The sequence below is a fragment of the Streptomyces sp. NPDC051907 genome (genome assembly GCF_040681075.1).
Lineage (GTDB): Bacteria > Actinomycetota > Actinomycetes > Streptomycetales > Streptomycetaceae > Streptomyces.
In genome coordinates, this window is record NZ_JBFAYB010000006.1 from 171,806 (window position 1) to 187,633 (window position 15,828).

The 15,828-nt window shown below is 71.9% G+C and carries 16 protein-coding genes; 4 read left to right on the plus strand and 12 right to left on the minus strand.

All coding sequences use genetic code 11. The features are described from left to right. Positions 1-15 precede the first annotated feature (15 nt). The 5 genes from AB0M39_RS06565 to AB0M39_RS06585 form a co-directional block, all read right to left on the minus strand. Positions 16-1,272, minus strand: a complete 1,257-nt coding sequence (locus AB0M39_RS06565) for an ABC transporter substrate-binding protein (RefSeq protein WP_365360817.1) — start codon at positions 1,270-1,272, stop codon at positions 16-18. After that, positions 1,269-2,363, minus strand: a complete 1,095-nt coding sequence (locus tag AB0M39_RS06570) for a branched-chain amino acid ABC transporter permease (protein ID WP_365360863.1) — start codon at positions 2,361-2,363, stop codon at positions 1,269-1,271. Before AB0M39_RS06570 ends, AB0M39_RS06565 begins: the two co-directional genes overlap by 4 nt. A gap of 145 nt (positions 2,364-2,508) precedes the next feature. Further along, positions 2,509-3,399: a branched-chain amino acid ABC transporter permease gene (locus tag AB0M39_RS06575; protein ID WP_365360819.1), complete on the minus strand. Its 891-nt coding sequence runs from the start codon at positions 3,397-3,399 to the stop codon at positions 2,509-2,511. Continuing rightward, positions 3,396-4,424 (minus strand): ABC transporter ATP-binding protein, encoded by a 1,029-nt coding sequence (locus tag AB0M39_RS06580; protein ID WP_365360821.1) that lies wholly within the window; start codon positions 4,422-4,424, stop codon positions 3,396-3,398. The genes AB0M39_RS06575 and AB0M39_RS06580 overlap by 4 nt, the downstream gene beginning before the upstream one ends. Then, positions 4,421-5,284, minus strand: a complete 864-nt coding sequence (locus tag AB0M39_RS06585) for an ABC transporter ATP-binding protein (protein ID WP_365360823.1) — start codon at positions 5,282-5,284, stop codon at positions 4,421-4,423. The genes AB0M39_RS06580 and AB0M39_RS06585 overlap by 4 nt, the downstream gene beginning before the upstream one ends. Before the next feature lie 355 nt (positions 5,285-5,639). Here AB0M39_RS06585 and AB0M39_RS06590 point away from each other — a divergent pair, with 355 nt between their 5' ends. From AB0M39_RS06590 to AB0M39_RS06600, 3 genes are all read left to right on the plus strand, one after another. Continuing rightward, a complete protein-coding gene (locus AB0M39_RS06590) occupies positions 5,640-6,938 on the plus strand; it encodes a helix-turn-helix domain-containing protein (RefSeq protein ID WP_365360825.1) in 1,299 nt (432 codons plus the stop codon). A gap of 364 nt (positions 6,939-7,302) precedes the next feature. Beyond that, a complete protein-coding gene (locus AB0M39_RS06595) occupies positions 7,303-7,584 on the plus strand; it encodes a hypothetical protein (protein WP_365360827.1) in 282 nt (93 codons plus the stop codon). Beyond that, a complete protein-coding gene (locus tag AB0M39_RS06600; RefSeq protein WP_365360829.1) occupies positions 7,584-9,203 on the plus strand; it encodes a cation acetate symporter in 1,620 nt (539 codons plus the stop codon). The genes AB0M39_RS06595 and AB0M39_RS06600 overlap by 1 nt, the downstream gene beginning before the upstream one ends. A 90-nt stretch (positions 9,204-9,293) precedes the next feature. On the opposite strand, the gene AB0M39_RS06605 is transcribed toward AB0M39_RS06600, so the two are convergent. Genes AB0M39_RS06605 through AB0M39_RS06630 form a run of 6 tightly spaced genes read right to left on the minus strand, consistent with a single transcriptional unit; the run spans position 9,294 to position 13,513 of the window. Further along, on the minus strand, positions 9,294-9,932 hold the full coding sequence (locus AB0M39_RS06605) for a contact-dependent growth inhibition system immunity protein (protein ID WP_365360831.1): 639 nt from the start codon (positions 9,930-9,932) through the stop codon (positions 9,294-9,296). 8 nt (positions 9,933-9,940) lie between these two features. Next, positions 9,941-10,291: an RNase A-like domain-containing protein gene (locus AB0M39_RS06610; protein WP_365360833.1), complete on the minus strand. Its 351-nt coding sequence runs from the start codon at positions 10,289-10,291 to the stop codon at positions 9,941-9,943. A 1-nt stretch (position 10,292) separates the two neighbouring features. Continuing rightward, positions 10,293-10,595, minus strand: a complete 303-nt coding sequence (locus AB0M39_RS06615) for a WXG100 family type VII secretion target (protein WP_365360865.1) — start codon at positions 10,593-10,595, stop codon at positions 10,293-10,295. Positions 10,596-10,654: 59 nt separating this feature from the next. Next, positions 10,655-11,065, minus strand: coding sequence for a WXG100 family type VII secretion target (locus AB0M39_RS06620; protein ID WP_365360835.1), 411 nt, complete (start codon positions 11,063-11,065; stop codon positions 10,655-10,657). 59 nt (positions 11,066-11,124) lie between these two features. After that, complete coding sequence (locus tag AB0M39_RS06625) at positions 11,125-11,784, minus strand: hypothetical protein (RefSeq protein ID WP_365360837.1); 660 nt, start codon at positions 11,782-11,784, stop codon at positions 11,125-11,127. 10 nt (positions 11,785-11,794) lie between these two features. After that, positions 11,795-13,513: an RNase A-like domain-containing protein gene (locus AB0M39_RS06630; RefSeq protein ID WP_365360839.1), complete on the minus strand. Its 1,719-nt coding sequence runs from the start codon at positions 13,511-13,513 to the stop codon at positions 11,795-11,797. 819 nt (positions 13,514-14,332) lie between these two features. On the opposite strand from AB0M39_RS06630, the gene AB0M39_RS06635 reads away from it, so the two are divergent. Continuing rightward, complete coding sequence (locus AB0M39_RS06635; RefSeq protein WP_365360867.1) at positions 14,333-14,941, plus strand: response regulator transcription factor; 609 nt, start codon at positions 14,333-14,335, stop codon at positions 14,939-14,941. 96 nt (positions 14,942-15,037) lie between these two features. Here the strand turns inward: AB0M39_RS06635 and AB0M39_RS06640 are convergent. Further along, on the minus strand, positions 15,038-15,828 hold a 791-nt coding region (locus AB0M39_RS06640), incomplete at its 5' end, for an ABC transporter ATP-binding protein (RefSeq protein ID WP_365360841.1).

Consider the following 15,828-nt stretch of genomic DNA (forward strand, 5'->3'; position numbering starts at 1 on the left):
GACCGTCGGGTCGGCTCAGCCCTTGGGCAGGGTGTAGGTCTTCGCCGCGGGGACCTCGTGGGCCGGTTCGACGTTCGCGAGGCCGCCGGGGGCCGTCTTCGCCGGCTTGTGAATGAAGGACTGGTACGTCGCCGGCTTGGCGCGGTCCGAGAAGTTCAGCGGCACGCCGAGCACCGTGAGCCTGGACTGCTTACGGTGGGCCGCCGCTATGCCCTCGCGGGTCAGGTCCTTCGCCTTGCAGGCCGCCTTCAGGTCCTCGCCCAGGACACTGATCGCGTTCCAGCCGCTGACGACGCCGGCGTCGAGCAGGTCCTTCGGGTACTTCGCCTTGTAGTCGTCGGCGAGCTTCTTCATCGCCGGGTCGTCGTCGCTGAACGCCGGGGCCGGGCTCACCACCTGCAGCATCTTCTCCAGGGCGGGGCCGACCGGGGTAGCCAGCAGCTGCGGGGCGAAGCCCGGCGAGCTGGTGAGGACCGGGACGGCGAAGCCCGCGGCGGCCGCGGTGCCGACCAGGGCGGCCGTCTGGCGCGGGCCGGCGCTGATCAGGATCGCCTTGACGCCGGCCTGCTTGAGGGCGGTGACCTGGGCGGTCAGGTCCTGGTCGGTGGGCTTGATCTTCTGCCCGACGATGGTCAGCTTCTGGTTCTCGGCCGCGTACGCGGCTCCGGCGAGCGCGTTCTCGCCGTACTCGCCCTCGAAGTAGACGTGGCCGATCTTGTCGCCCGCCTTCAGCTTGGCCGTGCGGACCACGAAGTCGACGCCGTTGATCATGTCGACGTCGTAGGTGGAGCCGACCACCTGGACGTACTCGCGGCCCAGCAGGGTGGAGGCCCAGGCCATCGGGAACGTGAGCAGGTGCTTGGACTCCAGCTCCTGCTGGAGCGAGGACACCACGGGAGAGCCGACCATCTGGGACACGGCGGCCACGCTCGGCTCGGTCTCGGTGAACGCGGACACGGCCTTCTGCACGTCGTAGCCGTGGTCCTTGACCGTGATCTCGACAGTCCGGCCGCAGACGCCGCCGGAGGCGTTGAGCTGGTCGGCGTACAGCTGCTGGGCGTTGACGATGCTCTTGCCGAGAGAGGCGTACGGGCCGGTGAGGTCGGTCAGCGCGCCCAGGGTGATGGTCTTCTCCGTCACTCCGGGGCCGGTCTTGACGCCGTCGCTGCCGGCGCTGTTCGCGTCGGTTCCGCTCTTGGTGCTGCAGGCCGTGGCGCTCAGGGCGAGTGCGGCGACGACGGCTGCGGCCGGGGCAAGTCGGGTGTGTCTCACGGGGTGTGCTCCTTCGGGGCGGTGCGGGTGCGGAGAGGGAAACGCCGGGTGCGGGGGAAGTCGTCGCCCTTGCGGCGCGGCCGTCTCTGGGCCAGTCCGGCCAGGCCGCCGGGGGCGAAGATCAGGACGAGGACGATCGCGGCGCCGTAGAGGTAGCGGGCCGCGTCGCCCGGGGACACGCCCGATCCCGTAGTGCCGGGAGCGGTGAGCAGGGGCAGGTCGTCGGCGTACTTGGTCAGCAGGTGCGGGATCAGGGCGACGAAGACCGCGCCGCAGGCCGCGCCGCCGACCGAGCCGAGGCCGCCGATGACGATCATCGCGAGGTAGTCGACGGACAGCAGGAGCCCGAAGTGGTCGGGGACGACGCGCTTGAACACCAGGGCCAGCAGGGCGCCCGCGGCGCCCGCGTACATCGAGGAGACGATGAACGCCGAGGCGCGGTAGCGGGTGAGATGGACTCCCATGACGGCCGCGGCGACCTCGCTGTCGCGTACGGCGCCGAGTGCGCGGCCGGGGCGCCCGCGCAGGAGGTTGTGCGCGGCGAGCCAGGCCACGGCGACCAGGGCCAGGCCGACGTACCACAGGCGCTCCAGCCCGCCGAAGGGGACGCCGACGACGGTGAGACCGTCGGGTGAGGTGTCGGTGAAGGAGAAGCCGAGGATGTCCAGCGGCGGTACGGAGCGGCCGTTGAACCCGCCGGTGACATGCGGGGCGTTGAGCATCATGTGGTGGCCCAGGAAGACCAGGGCGAGGGTCGCGATGCCCAGGTACATGCCGCGCAGCCGGCCGGAGATGGGGCTGAACAGGCCGCCCGCCGCACCGGCGAGGACGATGGCCAGCACGAAGGCGAGCACGGGCGGGAGCCCGAGGCCGTACAGGCTGCCGGCGCCGGCGCCGGACGGCTCGGACGCCAGCCACACATAGCCGTACGCGCCGACGGCGAGGAAGAAGGCGTGGCCGAGGGAGAGTTGTCCGGTCGTCCCGGAGAGCAGGTTCAATCCGATGGCGCCGATGACGGCGGCCATGGCGAACAGGCCCGTCTGGAGCCAGAACGAGGTGACGTAGAAGGGCAGGGCCAGCAGGACCAGCACGCCTGCGGCGAGGGTGGCCGCACGCCGTCCGCGCGGGGAGACCTTGCCGGACCGCCTGCCCGGGGCGGAAGGGGAGTCGGGGGGAGCGACGGCGGGGGCCGTCACGGCGTCCGCGGTGTCGGCGGCGCCGGCGGTGGCGCGGGAGTCAGACACGGGTCGGCTCCTTCGATCCGAAGAGACCGGTGGGCCTGACCAGGAGCACGAGCACCATCACGAGGTAGGGGGCCACATCGGAGAATCCGGCGCCCAGGACGCTCAGTTCGTTCTGATAACCGGCGGCCATCGCCGCCGTGAGGCCGATCACCAGGCTTCCGACGAGCGCGCCGACGGCCGAGTCCATGCCGCCGAGGATCGCCGCGGGGAAGGCGCTCAGGGCGATCTGACTGGTCGTACGGTCGAGTCCCGGTGCGGGGAAGGCGGCGAGGAACACGGCGGCGACGGCGGCCAGCGCCCCGGCGACGCACCAGGCGATGAGGCGTACGCGGTCCAGCCGTATCCCCATCAGCGCCGCGGCTTCCGGGTCGGCGGCCGCGGACCGCATGGACAGGCCCCAGCGGGACCAGCGGAAGGCGGCGAAGAAGGCGCCGATGACGACGACCGCGACGACGATGCTCGCCATCCGCGCGTCGGCGACGGTGATGCGGCCGAGCCGGGTCACATCGGCGCCCCAGGGGTCGCCCATGGTGAGGTAGTCGGCGCCGACCTGCCGGTTGAGCTCGGTGCTGAGCAGGACGTCCACGCCGATGGTGAGGATCGTCAGCGTGTGGATCTCCGCGCCGCGCAGGCCGCGGGCGGCCAGGAGCTGCACCAGGCCGGCCAGTGCTGCGGCGAGCGCGGCGCCGACGAGGACGGCGGGGACGAAGCCGATGGCGTCGTGGAGGCGGGCCGTGACATAGCCGCCGAAGAGCAGCAGGGAGCCGTGCGCGAAGTTCATGACGCCGGACGCCTTGAAGATCACGACGAAGCCCAGGGCTATCAGCGCGTAGACGGAGCCGAGCGCGAGTCCGTTGAGGACGGTTTCGGCGAGCTTGATCATGATTCTTCCTCCGAGTCGCACTCGGTGTCCTTGGCGGGGTCCGAGGCGGCGGCCGTGGCGGGTTCCGGGTCCGGCTCGATGTCCGGCTCGGTCTTCTCCACCGGCTCGGGCGCCGGGCCGGCTTCTGGCTCGGGTGCCGGGCCGGGCTCTGGCTCGGGCGCCGGGCCGGGCTCTGGACCCGGCTCGGTCTCCTGCACCGGGGTGCCGAGATACGCGCTGATGACCGCCGGGTCGTTCTGGATGCGCTCGGGCGGTCCGTCCGCGATGAGCCGGCCGAAGTCGAGCACCGTCACCGAGTCGGCGATCCGCATGATCAGGCCCATGTCGTGCTCGACGATGAGGATCGAGATCTTCAGGGCGTCACGAACCCGGGCGATCGTCTCGGCCACCGCCGAGCGCTCGGTCGGGTGCATGCCGGCGACGGGCTCGTCGAGCAGCAGCAACCGCGGCTCCATACACAGCGCGCGCGCCATCTCCACCCGCTTGCGGTCGCCGTACGCAAGCCCGGCGACCGGCTTGTCGAACGCGGGGCCGAGACCCAGGAAGTCGGCGATCTCGGCCGCCCGCTCACGGTGGCGGCGCTGCTCGCGCACCGTGTACGGCAGTCGCAGCGCGCTCGCCGTGAAGCCCGCCCGGGTCAGCCGGTGGCGGCCGAGCATGAGGTTGTCGGCGACGGTCCCGTGGGTGAGCACGATGTTCTGGAAGGTGCGGGCGACGCCGAGCTGCGCGATGCGGTGGGGTGCGAGGCGGGTGAGGTCCTTGCCCGCGTACCGGACGCTTCCGGCGGTGGCTCCGTAGACCCCGGAGACGACGTTGAAGCAGGTGGACTTGCCCGCGCCGTTGGGGCCGATGAGGGCGTGGATCGTGCCAGGCAGGACCGTGAAGGACAGGTCGTCGAGGGCGACCAGGCCGGAGAAGCGCACGGTCAGGTTCTCGACCGTGAGGGCCGGGACCGGGTCGGGCCCCGTGTCCGGTCCGGGGGCCGTGGCGACCTCGGGGGTGGCGGCCGTCGCGTCGATGCTCATCCACTCCACCTGCCAAGCTCGGTCAGTCCCGGTCCGGTCACGGGCGGAGTGCTCGCGGACGTCGCGTACTGCGCGTCGGCGCCGGGCGCGCCGCAGCCGGTCTCGTGGCTCTCGCCCAGATACAGCCGCCGCACCTCGTCCGCCGCGGCGAGATCGGCCGAGGCCCCCTCCAGCCGCACCTGGCCCACGTCCAGCACCGACGCGCGGTCGGACAGTTCCAGCGCCATGGCGGCGTTCTGCTCGACGAGCAGGATCGATGTCCCCTGGGCGTTGATCTCGCGGATGATCTCCGCGATGCGCCGGACCATCAGCGGCGCGAGGCCCAGCGAGGGCTCGTCGAGGAGGAGCAGGCGCGGCCCGGCCATCAGCGCGCGGCCCATCGCGAGCATCTGCTGCTCTCCGCCGGACATCAGCCCGGCGGCCTGCCGCCGACGTTCGGCCAGTACCGGGAACTGCGTGAAGACACGCTCGCGGGCGGCTCGCAGCTCGACGCGCGAGCGGCGTGCCGACCCGAGGAACCCGGCCCTGAGGTTGTCCTCCACGGACAGGGCGCCGAAGATCCGCCGGCCCTCGGGCACCTGCACCACCCCGGCGGCGACGGACCGCGCGGCGTCGCCGCTCAGCCGTATGCCGTCGAAGTGCACGGCTCCGCAGTCGACCGTGCCTCGGTGCAGCGCGAGGGTCCCGGAGACGGCCCGGAGCAGTGTGGACTTGCCCGCGCCGTTGGAGCCGAGCACGGCGACGATCCGGCCCTGCGGGACGGTCAGCGACACCCCGTGGAGCGCCTGCACGGACCGTCCGTAGCTGACGTGCAGATCGCTGACCCGGAGGGTCCCGGCCTCGGTCTCTGGTGGGCTCATCAGGGTGTTCTCCTTGCTCCTCGGCGAGCGGGCGCCGGACTGGAGCGCTACGGGAACACGGCGGGGGCAGGGCGTCCATGGACTGGGAACGAGCCGCTGTCGGCTCCCAGTCGGGGCGCGCCCCGCTTGTGAGGGGGCACAATCCGTACCTCCGGCTGTGCGTGGATCATCACGATTTGGCGGAGGTCTCGCCCCAGGGGGTGACCGACTGCTTAGCATGTGGATTCCTTGAAGGGTGCGCCGCCGCCACACGCCGATCGACGACCGGTGGAGCACCCGCACCTGCGAACCGCGCAGCACAAGGCATGGCGACCCGCCGTGGTGTCCTTGCACGCCCCGTCCATCCGGAGGGCCCATGCACACCAGTTCCGTCCGTGGCGCGGTCCGCCCCCGCGTCACCACCGCCTCCACCGTCGGTCCGCTGCCCCAAGCCGCCGATCCCTCGCCGCTCCAGCTGCTCGACCGCGCCTGCCGGCGTCTTCTTGGGCGGGGCGCCTCCTTCACCGACTCCGTGGTGCACCAGATCCGCACCGAAGTGCCGTACTACGCCGACCCGGTGCTCTCGCCGCCCGACCTCAAGCAGTCCGTGGACACCGGCATCGGCTTCGCGCTGGAGGCCGCCCACGACCCGGGCCGCATCGTCGACATCGAGCGCTACACCCGTGAGCTCGGCATACGCCGTGCCGAGGAAGGCCGCCCCCTCGACGAGGTGATGCACGCCTTCCGGGTCGCCGGCTCGGAGGTCTGGTGCGGGATCATCGGCGTCGTGGAGCGGGACGGGCTCGGCGACCAGCGTCACCTCGTGCACGTGGCGGAGCTGGTGTGGAAGATGAACGACCGCGACGCCGTGCTGGTCGCCGACGCCTACCGGCAGGTCGCCACGGGCGTGGCCAGCCGGCACAACGAGCGGGTGCGCCTGATCCTCGCCGCCGTCCTGGAGAGCCGTAACGACCCGGCGTTCATCCAGGACGCCGCGTCGATCCTCGACCTGCCGCCCGACGGACGCTTCGCGGTGGCGGAGCTGCGCGCCACGCCGCCCTTCGGCCGTGCACCCGACGCCGTTCCGGAGATCAGCGGCATGCGCGTCCTGCGCCACGTCGGCGCACAGCGCGATGTGCTCGTCGCCCACCTCGGCGACCGCCCACTCGACGCGCTCGCCTCCGCCCTCGTCGCCGGACCCGGCATGCGCATCGGCATCAGCCCCGTCGTCCACGGCCTGGAGAACCTGCCCCGGGCGCGGGACATGGCCGGACTCGCCCTGCGCACCTGCCGCGCGGACGGGGAGGTCGCCCGGCTCGACGCCCGTCTACCCGACGGTCTGCTGGTCTCACGGCCCGACCTGTCCGCCGAGCTGGCCCTGCGGGTGCTCCGGCCGCTGTACGACCTGGAGCCCGCCGACCGCGAAACGCTGATCGATACGCTCGGAGTGTGGATCGAGAAGGGCGGCTCCGCGGTCCAGGCGGCCCGGCACATGCTGTGCCACCGCAACACGGTGCTGAACCGGCTGCGCCGCTTCGAGCAGATCACAGGTCTCGAACTGTCCCGCCCCCGCGATCTCGTACGGCTCACGCTCGCCTTCGACACGCTCCAGCTGCTCGGGCCGACGACCGTCCTCGGCTCCGGGGACGCCTGGGACTCCGACCCGGACAGCTGAAGCCGCACGGCGGTACGCCCGTCTGGCACGCGTAGTCCGCACGGGGGTGCGGCCGCCTGGCACGCGTACGGCTTCACGGCGGTGGGCGACTCCCGGCACGCGTACGGCCGCACGGCGGTACGCCCTCCCGGCACGCGTATGACCCTGGCCGGAATCCTTACCGCGGGTGGCCGAATGGGCATCAGCACAGTCGCACCCCTACGGCGTTGGGAGCGGACAACGGGGCGCCCGAAGCGCATGGACTGACCGGTCGGTACGTGCTCTGGTGAGCCCTCATCAGGGGCAATGCCGTCAGGGGCAGTGCCCTCGCCAGGCATCGCCCGAGCGAAGCGATGCGCGCATCCCTGCCCGCCAGGAGAGCTCCATGGCCCATCAGCACGCCCATCCGCACACCCCCCGGTTCCATCAAAGACCCCGGCCCCACCGGCCGGGCAGATCCTTCGTGCTCGTCAACGGACTGACCTTCGTGGTCCATCTCCTGCTTGCCTGCGCCGCAGAGGACCTGCTGGCCACCCGTGTCGCCGGACAGATCAACCTCGGCGTCGTCGCCCTTCTCGCGCAGGGCTCGCTCCTGTTGTGGACGGCGGCGCGCTACGACCGCGCCGCGCACGAGGAGGCCGCGCACGAGCCGGCGGAGGAGCGCTGATGCTTCCTCAGATCCTGCTCGCCGCAGGCGATCCCGGCGCCCTCGATCTGGACACGGACACCCGCTCCTGGGTTCTCGTCGGCTTCCTCGCCTTCATCGTCCCGATCCTGCTCATCTGTGTGCTCAACGGCCCCGAGCGGGACCGGGTCAACGACTTCTACACGGCGGGCCGCAGGCTGCGGCCCCTCCAGGGCGCCCTCGTCCTCACCGGCGTCTACCTCTCCGCCGCGACCGTGCTCGGCACTACGGGAACCGTCGCGGTCTTCGGCTTCGACGGCCTGTTCATCGCCCTGTGCACCGTGCTGTCGCTCGGCGTCCTGCTCCTGCTGTCCGGCCCGCTGCGGGAACGCGGCAGCTATACCCTCGGCGACACGTTCGCCCTGCGGGCCCCGGGGCCCTCGGTCAGGATCGCGGTCGCCGTCGTCACGCTGAGCGCGTGCGTCCCGTATCTGATCGTCCAGCTCTCCGGCGCGGGCAGGACCACCGCCATGCTGCTCGGCCTGTCCGGTCCCGGCGCCGAGCAGACTGCCATCGTCATGATCGGCGCCCTCGTCGTCTGCGCCACGGCCTTCGGCGGGATGCGCGGCATGATCGCGATCCAGGTGATCAAGACGGTGATCCTGCTCGCCATGGCCGTGGCCGTGGCGGCGGTGCTGCTCCACCGCTTCCACTGGAGCCCCGACTCCCTCATCGAGGCCGCCGGGCGGGGCAGCGGCCGTCCCGAGGGCTATATGCGTCCAGGCCTGCGCTTCGCCGCCGGCAGCCCGGTCGAGGGGACCCTCGACTTCATGGGTCTGATGATCACCGTGGTGCTGGGCGTCGCGTGCATGCCCCACGTCGCCACCCAGCTCAACACCGCGCCCGACGCCGCCGCGGCACGCCGTACGGTCCGCCACACCATCGCCATCGTCGGCGCCGTCTGTCTGCTCACCACCGTGCTGGGCTTCGGGGCCGCGGCGCTGATCGGCGCCCCGAGGATCCTCGCCGCCGACCCCGGGGCCACCAGCAGCCTGCTGATGCTCACCGGCGAACTGGCGGGCGGCTCGTCGGCGCAGGCGGGCGAGGCATGGCTCGTCGTGCTGGTCTCCTGCGCGGTGTTCCTCACCACGCTGGCGGTCGTCGCGAGCGTGACGCTGGCGGCCGCAGGCTCGGTCGCCCACGACCTCGTCACCAACGTCGTACGCCGCGGGCGCACGACCGAGGGCCGGGAGGTGGCCGCGGCCCGTCTCGCGTCCGCCTTGGTCGGGGTGCTGAGCATCTGCCTCGCGGTGTGGGTGCAGGGCTGGAACATGGGCTTCCTGTCCACGATCTCCCTGGCGGTGGCGAGCTCCTGCCTGCTCCCGGCGCTGGTGTACTCGCTGTTCTGGCGCGGATTCACGCGCAGGGGGCTGCTGTGGACGCTGTACGGAGGTCTCGGCTGCACGCTCGGACTCCAGGTCGTGAGCCCCGTCTTCTCCGGCAGCCCGGTGGCGCTGTTCCCCGAGTGGGACATCGCCTGGTTCCCGCTGCAGACGGTCGCCCTGGTGTCGCTGCCCGTCGCGTTCCTGCTCGGCTGGCTGGGGAGCGTCACGGGACAGCGGCGTGCGGCCGCGTTGCCGGAGCAGCCCGTCAGGGCCTGACGCGTGGATGCGGCGGCTGGTGGAGCGGGGACCGGGACCCGCACCGGCCGTCGGCGGCTGCCCGCCGGGGCCGGGCGGGCAGCTGGTCGGTCAGCCGCGCATCCGTACGGCGAGCGCGGCGACCCAGGCGCCGGGGGTGAACGGCGCCGGGGGCTCGACCTCCGCGCCGAGCGTCACCAGCGCCAGGGCCAGGCCGTCCTCGTCGAGTCCGAGGGCGAGGAGGTCGTGCAGCTCCCCCGTCAGCTGGGCGACGAGCCCGGTGTCGGTGCCCTCCAGGTAGTCGGCGAGCGCGGCCTCGTGGTCGCCGAACTCGTCCGGCATGTCCTGCGAGAACCAGCCGCCGAGCAGCTGCGCCAGCTCGGGGAAGCGGGCCCGCCACTCCCATGGCGTCATGGGCGGGGCAGGCGGCGGCGCCTGGCCGTTCGCCAGGCTCTCGTCGAGCCGGTCGGCGAGGCCCGTGAGCCAGCCCCGGATCTCCTCGGGCGGCACCGCCACGTCGGCCAGCCGGTAGTACTCGCCGAGACGCAACCGCAGCCGCCCCGGCGGATTGTCGGCGTAGACGCGTAGCTGCTCGGCCGCGACGGCGATCGCCCAGGGCCGGGTGCGCCAGGTCTGCCGCAGATAGCCGGCCACCGCCTCGGGGGCGTGCGGACCGAGGCCCAGGTGGGCGCGGACGACCTGGTCGAGCTCGCCGTACTTGCGGTCGTGCTCGGCGGGGTTCAGGGACACGGATGCCTCTACAGGTCGACGGGCAGGGAGGAGTGCACGGTGAACGGGTACGCGCCGGGCTCGCCGGACCCGGTCCGCAGGAGCACGACCCGGGCGGCGCGCACCGGGATCGGCTCCTGGCCGGCCAGCGCCATCCCGGTGGTGAGCAGCGTGCCCACCGGATCGTGCCGCGAGGGCCAGTCGGCCTCGATCACGAGCCGCTGCCGGGTGGACTGGGCGAGCCAGCGGTGGATGACCTGCTCGTTCAGCGCGATCACCTGCTGGGTGGCCCACTGGGCGGTCTCCCGGTCCGGGTAGGTCGCGGCGCGGTCGGCGCGGGCGGGGACGGGTGATTCGGAGGGGGCGGGAGGGGTCGTCATGTCAGGCCCCGCCCCAGCCGCGCAGGGTGGCCCGCTGGGCGGCGGAGTAGTTGGCGTGCCCGGTGGTGACGATGGCGTGCAGCCAGTTCTGCGCGGCCTGCAGGTCCTCCATCTGCCGGTCCCAGCGGTCGAGTTCGTCCACGAAGGCCTCGCGGGCCTCGCCCTTCCAGGCGAGGACGAGCGGCTCCGTGCGGTCGTACAGCGCGCTCAGGCTCTCGTTGAGCTTCTTCACGATGTCCTCGAGGTCGCCGGCGATCTCCCGCAGCGCGACCAGGTCGACGGCGATCGGGCCGAAGTCGTCCACGTTTCCCCCTGTCTTACAGACGTTCAGATACACGTTCAGATGCACGTTCAGGTGCACGTTCAGATGTCGTTGATCCTGCTGGTCGGCGCCGCTGCGCCTGCGGGGCCCGCGCCACCCGGATCCTCGCCGGACAGTCCGCGTACCTCGGCGTCGACGTCGACCCTGTTCATCTCGGCCCTGAGCCGCCGCAGGGTGTCCAGCTCCTGGCGCGTGAACCCGTCCCGGCTCATCCTCATCGCCTGCGCCAGGACCCCCAGGATCTCCCGGACCCGTACGGCGTCGGCCCCGGCCTCCCGGTGCAGCTTCCGGTACGCCGTCGCCGCCTCGCTGCGCCACCGCGCCTCGGCCCGGTCGACGATCGCGTCCATCCGGCGCACCTGCCCGTCGATGTACGTCCGCATGGCGTCCAAGTCGTCCGCGAGACGCGTCAGGTCCTCGTCCGTCACATCGAGATTCGGCTTGTCGGGCATGGCGGAGGCTCCTTTCAGGGCGATGGGGTGAAGGGGTGGTGGGGTGGTGGGGTGGAGGGTCAGTGCTGCTCGGCGAAGTGGGCGTGGACGGCGTCGAGGAGCAGGCGCAGCCGTGCGCTCGTCACCGACGGCATGACGGGCGCGAAGGCCGCGTCGAGCTCGGCGGGCGAACGGAACATGTAGAGGACGCGCTGGAGCTGGCCGGCGAGATCGGCGATTCTGCCGTGGCAGTCGGGGTGGTCCATGGCGACCAGCTCCCGTGCCTCCGCCTCCGGGTCTCTGTCGTACTCACCGGTGGGCAGCTGTGACGCGAACTCGTTGACGACGTCGAAGCGGGCGAGTGCCTCCCACTGCGAGAGCGGCAGTTCGTCGTAGCCCGGGCAGTCGCCGAACCAGGGGTCGCGGACGAGTTCCGCCAGGGAACGCAGGAAGGCGTCGACGGGTTCGTCGCCGGCCGCCCGGGCGAGCCGGTCACGGAAAGCGGCCGGTCTGGCGCTGAACCGCTCCGTGCCGTACTCGTCCGCCAGCCCCTCGACGAGCGAGGCCACCGCGTCGAAGGGCATGACCCAGGCGATCGCGTGCGAGTCCTGCATCAGCCGCGAGAAGCGCTGGAGTTCATCCTCCAACGGAGCGGCCCCCGGGTTCCGCGAGGCTACGGCGAGGTCGACGAGGCGGGCTAGCACCCCGCTGGTGAGGACGGCGTCAATCGGTTCGGTCACCTGACGCATGCTAAGGGGCCTTCGGATAGGCGGTCAGCACGTAGAAGGACTTCGACTCGGGCGAGTAGGCGAGGACCACGTGCACCGTGTGCACGTTCTTGGCCTGGGCCGAGTAGCCTGACGCGGCGAAGTCTGCCTGGCTCACCGAGGTCCCGACGGCCACCTGCTGCCCGTTCGCGTCCGTGACCGGGAAGTCCCAGGCCTTGACGGATCCGGGCTTGAAGGTGCCGTCCGCGACCTTCCGCTCCTGGTTGCGCATCCAGGTTTCCAGCTCGTTCGTCTTCGCCGGGTCGTTCACCGCGGCCTGCACATACTTCTCAGCGGACGGAAGGTCGCGGAACGTCGACGCGTCGGCGCCGCCCTGGTCGCGCAGCCGGTGCGTCAGCTGCTCCGGGGTGAGTCCGATGTGCTTGTCGATCGTGTGGGCCTCCTTCCCGGGCCTCAGTGCCTCAGGAGGCGGGGGCTGGAAGTCGTTGCGCTCCCATTCCATCGAGGCGAGGTCGATGCCGAACCTGCTGTTCGGGTCCCGCGACTGCTCGTTGAGCGGGACGATCGACCGGTCGAACTCGAAGAGCGAGCGCGACCCGAACGCCTCCGCCCTCGCTGACTGCGACTGGAAGGTCGGCACGGCGCGCGAGGCCTCACGCAGCGGCTCGAGCAGGCCCTTCACTTTCGTAATCTGGGCCCGCAGCTCGGTCTCGTAGGTGTCGACGGCCCGGTTGACGGCGTCCCTGTCGATGCTGGCGAGCACTGCGGGGCCCAGGCCCTTCCACAGCTTCTTGAGGCGCTGGAAGAAGTTTCCGACGAAATCCTTGAGGTCGGTGGCCTGGAGAATCGCAAAGGCGTCCTTGAAGGCCTTGTGCAGGATCTCGCGCAGCTCGGTGCGGACCTTCTGCGCGGCCTCCGCGTACGAGCGGAGGGCCTGGGCCAGGATCTGGGCCGTGGTGCTGAGGACAGCGAAGACCGGGCGGCTCGTGCCCGCGCCGGTCGGCGGCTTGTGCCCCCACTCGTAGCCGGCCGTGTTCTTGCCCCAGGCCGTCGTGCCCCACACCGACGACACGAACTGCAGCATCGCCCCCTGCCAGTCCCCGTTGGCGTTGTCCGTGATGGCGTCGATGGTGCCGGCGAGCTGTTCCTGGATGATGCCGATGCCCGTCTGGTACGGCAGCCACGCCTGCGAGAGCTCGTTGACCTTGAGGTAGTCCGGGGGCGGCAGGATCTCCAGCGCGCGACCGGCGCCCAGCGCCTCCTGGATCACGCTGCGCATCAGGGAGCCGGGGATGTCGCCGTCGTCGAAGATGTCGGCGAACTCGTCGACGGCGTTGCCGTCGCGGACGCCGAACGGCGGCGGGGCCGTGTACGCCGGCGGGGCGTTGATGACCTGCGGCGGCGGCTGTGAGAGGAAGGGTGGACTGAGCGGGTGGGTGGCCGCGTCCGCCTGCCGGAAGTTGTTGGCCGTGGTGGTGAAGCCGACCGCCGCACCGCCGATGGCGACCACGGCCTTGCCGTGCGCCTCCATGAGCAGGGCGACGACCGCGGCGTACTGGGTGGCGAACTCGGCTGTGACGGTGCCGGATCCGCCGACCTTGGAGTAGCCGGCGTGAATGTCGAGGAACTGCACGAGCGCCCTGTGGAACGACCCCTGCTCGACGGCGAGGGCGTTCGCCACCTGGTACAGATGGAGGGGCTGGACGTCGAAGCCGCCGGGGCCCGTCCACGGATTGGTCACCGGGGGCGCGGGCGTCGGAGGCGCCTGGGGCGGCGGACCGGAGCCCGGCAGGGTCGGCGGCGCGTTCGGGCTCGGCGACGGCGTCGGCTGGGGGCTGGGCGTGCCCGAAGGCTGCGTCGTGCCGGGTGTCGGCGTCGTGCCAGGCGTCGGCGTGGTGGTGGGTGTCGGTGTCGTGGTGGGCTGCGGGCTCGGGCTGGGACTCGGCGACGCCGTGCCGGTCGGGCTCGGGGTGGGGGTCGGCGTACTCATCGACGCGTACCGCCCGTTTCACACGCCGCACAGGAGTGCGAGTACGTACCTGTGTTTCGTTCCTGTCCCATGAGTCCCCCCGACTCCACCAGACTGCGAAGTTAGCAGGGTAACCCGTCAAATCACCTGATTGACAAAGGGGTTAGCCAAAAGTGCAGCATGCACGTCATCGGCCCCGCCGACCTCGCCGGGATACTGCGGCCGTCCCGGTCCGACGAGTGAGCGACGACCGGAGCGCCGGGGTGCACCGAGGGCGACGGGTGCCGGGGTGTACGACTGGGCCACGCCCACCATCGGCGGGGCCCGGCGGGCGGTCGCCGTCGTGGCCGCCAACAGCCCACCGGCAAACGCGAATTCCCGGCTCGTGCGGCTTCACCGCGCGGGGCCCGCGTGCGCTCGTTGTGCGCGGGAGAGTGCGCCCGCGCGCGACCGGCGCACTGAATACGCTCTGTGCGCTCCCGTGCTCCCTGGGTTGCGAATAGCCGCCGGGCGGCGGGGCACCGGGTTCTAGGTGACGAGAAGTGTGCGGTGCAATGGGGCTCCGCGCACGGACAACTGGAGGCGACGGCGTTGATACGGGTACTGCTCGTGCACGACACCAGCTTGATGCGGTCGGCGCTGACCGCCCTGCTGGGGAAGGAGGGCGACCTCGAGGTCATTCCCTCCTCCTGGCGCGCGGCCGCCGTGCAGGCACAGTCACTGCGGCCCCACGTATGCGTCGTGGACATCGACTGCCCCGGCTCGGCCATGCTCGGCGCGGTGGCGGCTGGACTCGCCCGGCGCATCACCGAGTTGGGCGCCGCCCTGCTGGTTCTGGCGACAGACTCCCGGCCCGGGCTGCTGCGGCGCGCCTTCGACGCCGGCGCACTCGGGTACGTCAGCAAGGACGGCGGCCCGCAGCGATTACTCGACGGCATACGCAGGGTCGCCGCGGGCGAGCGTTTCGTCGACGAAACGCTCGCTTTCGGCTTTCTCCGGGCCGCCCAAGTGCCGCTCACACCACGCGAGCTGAGCGTGCTGGGGATGGCCGCCGAGGGCTCGACGATCGCCGAGATCGCGCGCAGTCTGCATCTGTCCGGGGGAACCGTCCGCAACTACATGTCCGCGATCACCCGCAAGACAGGGGCCCGCAACCGGGTGGACGCGATACGGATCTCGCAGCACGCCGGCTGGGTCTGAGCACCACGGCGCCCGTACGGGCGGGCGGGCCCACGTTGACTACTGCGGCATCCGCGTCGGCGGCTTCCTCGGCGCGGGATGGCAGACCCCGCTCGCTCAGGCGCCCGTGTCCTCCCAGTGCCCCACGAGGTCCCGGTACAGGTCCGAACGGGCCAGCAGTTCCTCGTGGGAGCCGGACTCGGCGTGGACGCCGTCCAGGACCAGGACCCGCGAGGCCCGGCGCGCGGAGGTGAGGCGGTGGGCGATCACCATCAGGGTGCCGGGGCGTTCGGCGAAGGCGCGTTCGGCGCGGGCCTCGGCGGCCGGGTCCAGATGGCAGGTCGCCTCGTCCAGCAGCACCAGCCGCGCGGGCGAGAGATAGGCCCGGGTCAGCGCGACGAGCTGCCGCTCCCCCTGGGACAGGGTCCCCGGGTCGACGGGTGCGTCGAGGCAGCCGAGCCGGCTCACCACATGCCCGAGGCCGATCGCCTCCACAGCGCACTCCACGGCCGTGGACCCCGTGCCGTCGGGACACAGGTACAGCAGGTTCTCCCGCAGGCTGCCGCTGAACACATAGGCCTCCTGCGGGATCAGGGCCCGCGTGTACGCGGACGCGTACCGGTCGGGACGCCCCACCGGCGCCCCGTCGAGCCGTATGTCCCCGCTGTCCGGCCGGAGCAGCCCGGCCACCAGCGCGAACAGCGTGGACTTGCCGATGCCGCTGGGTCCCACCACGGCGAGGTGCTCACCCGGCTCCACGACGAGATCGAGTCCGTCCACGACCGGCCGGGCGCCCGGGCCGTACGCGAACGACACCGAACGCAGCTCCACGCGCGGAGCGTGGGCTGGGGCCGCCGCTCCGGCCGCGCCGGCCGCTCCAGCCGCCCCGGCCGATAGGGCCACCGGCG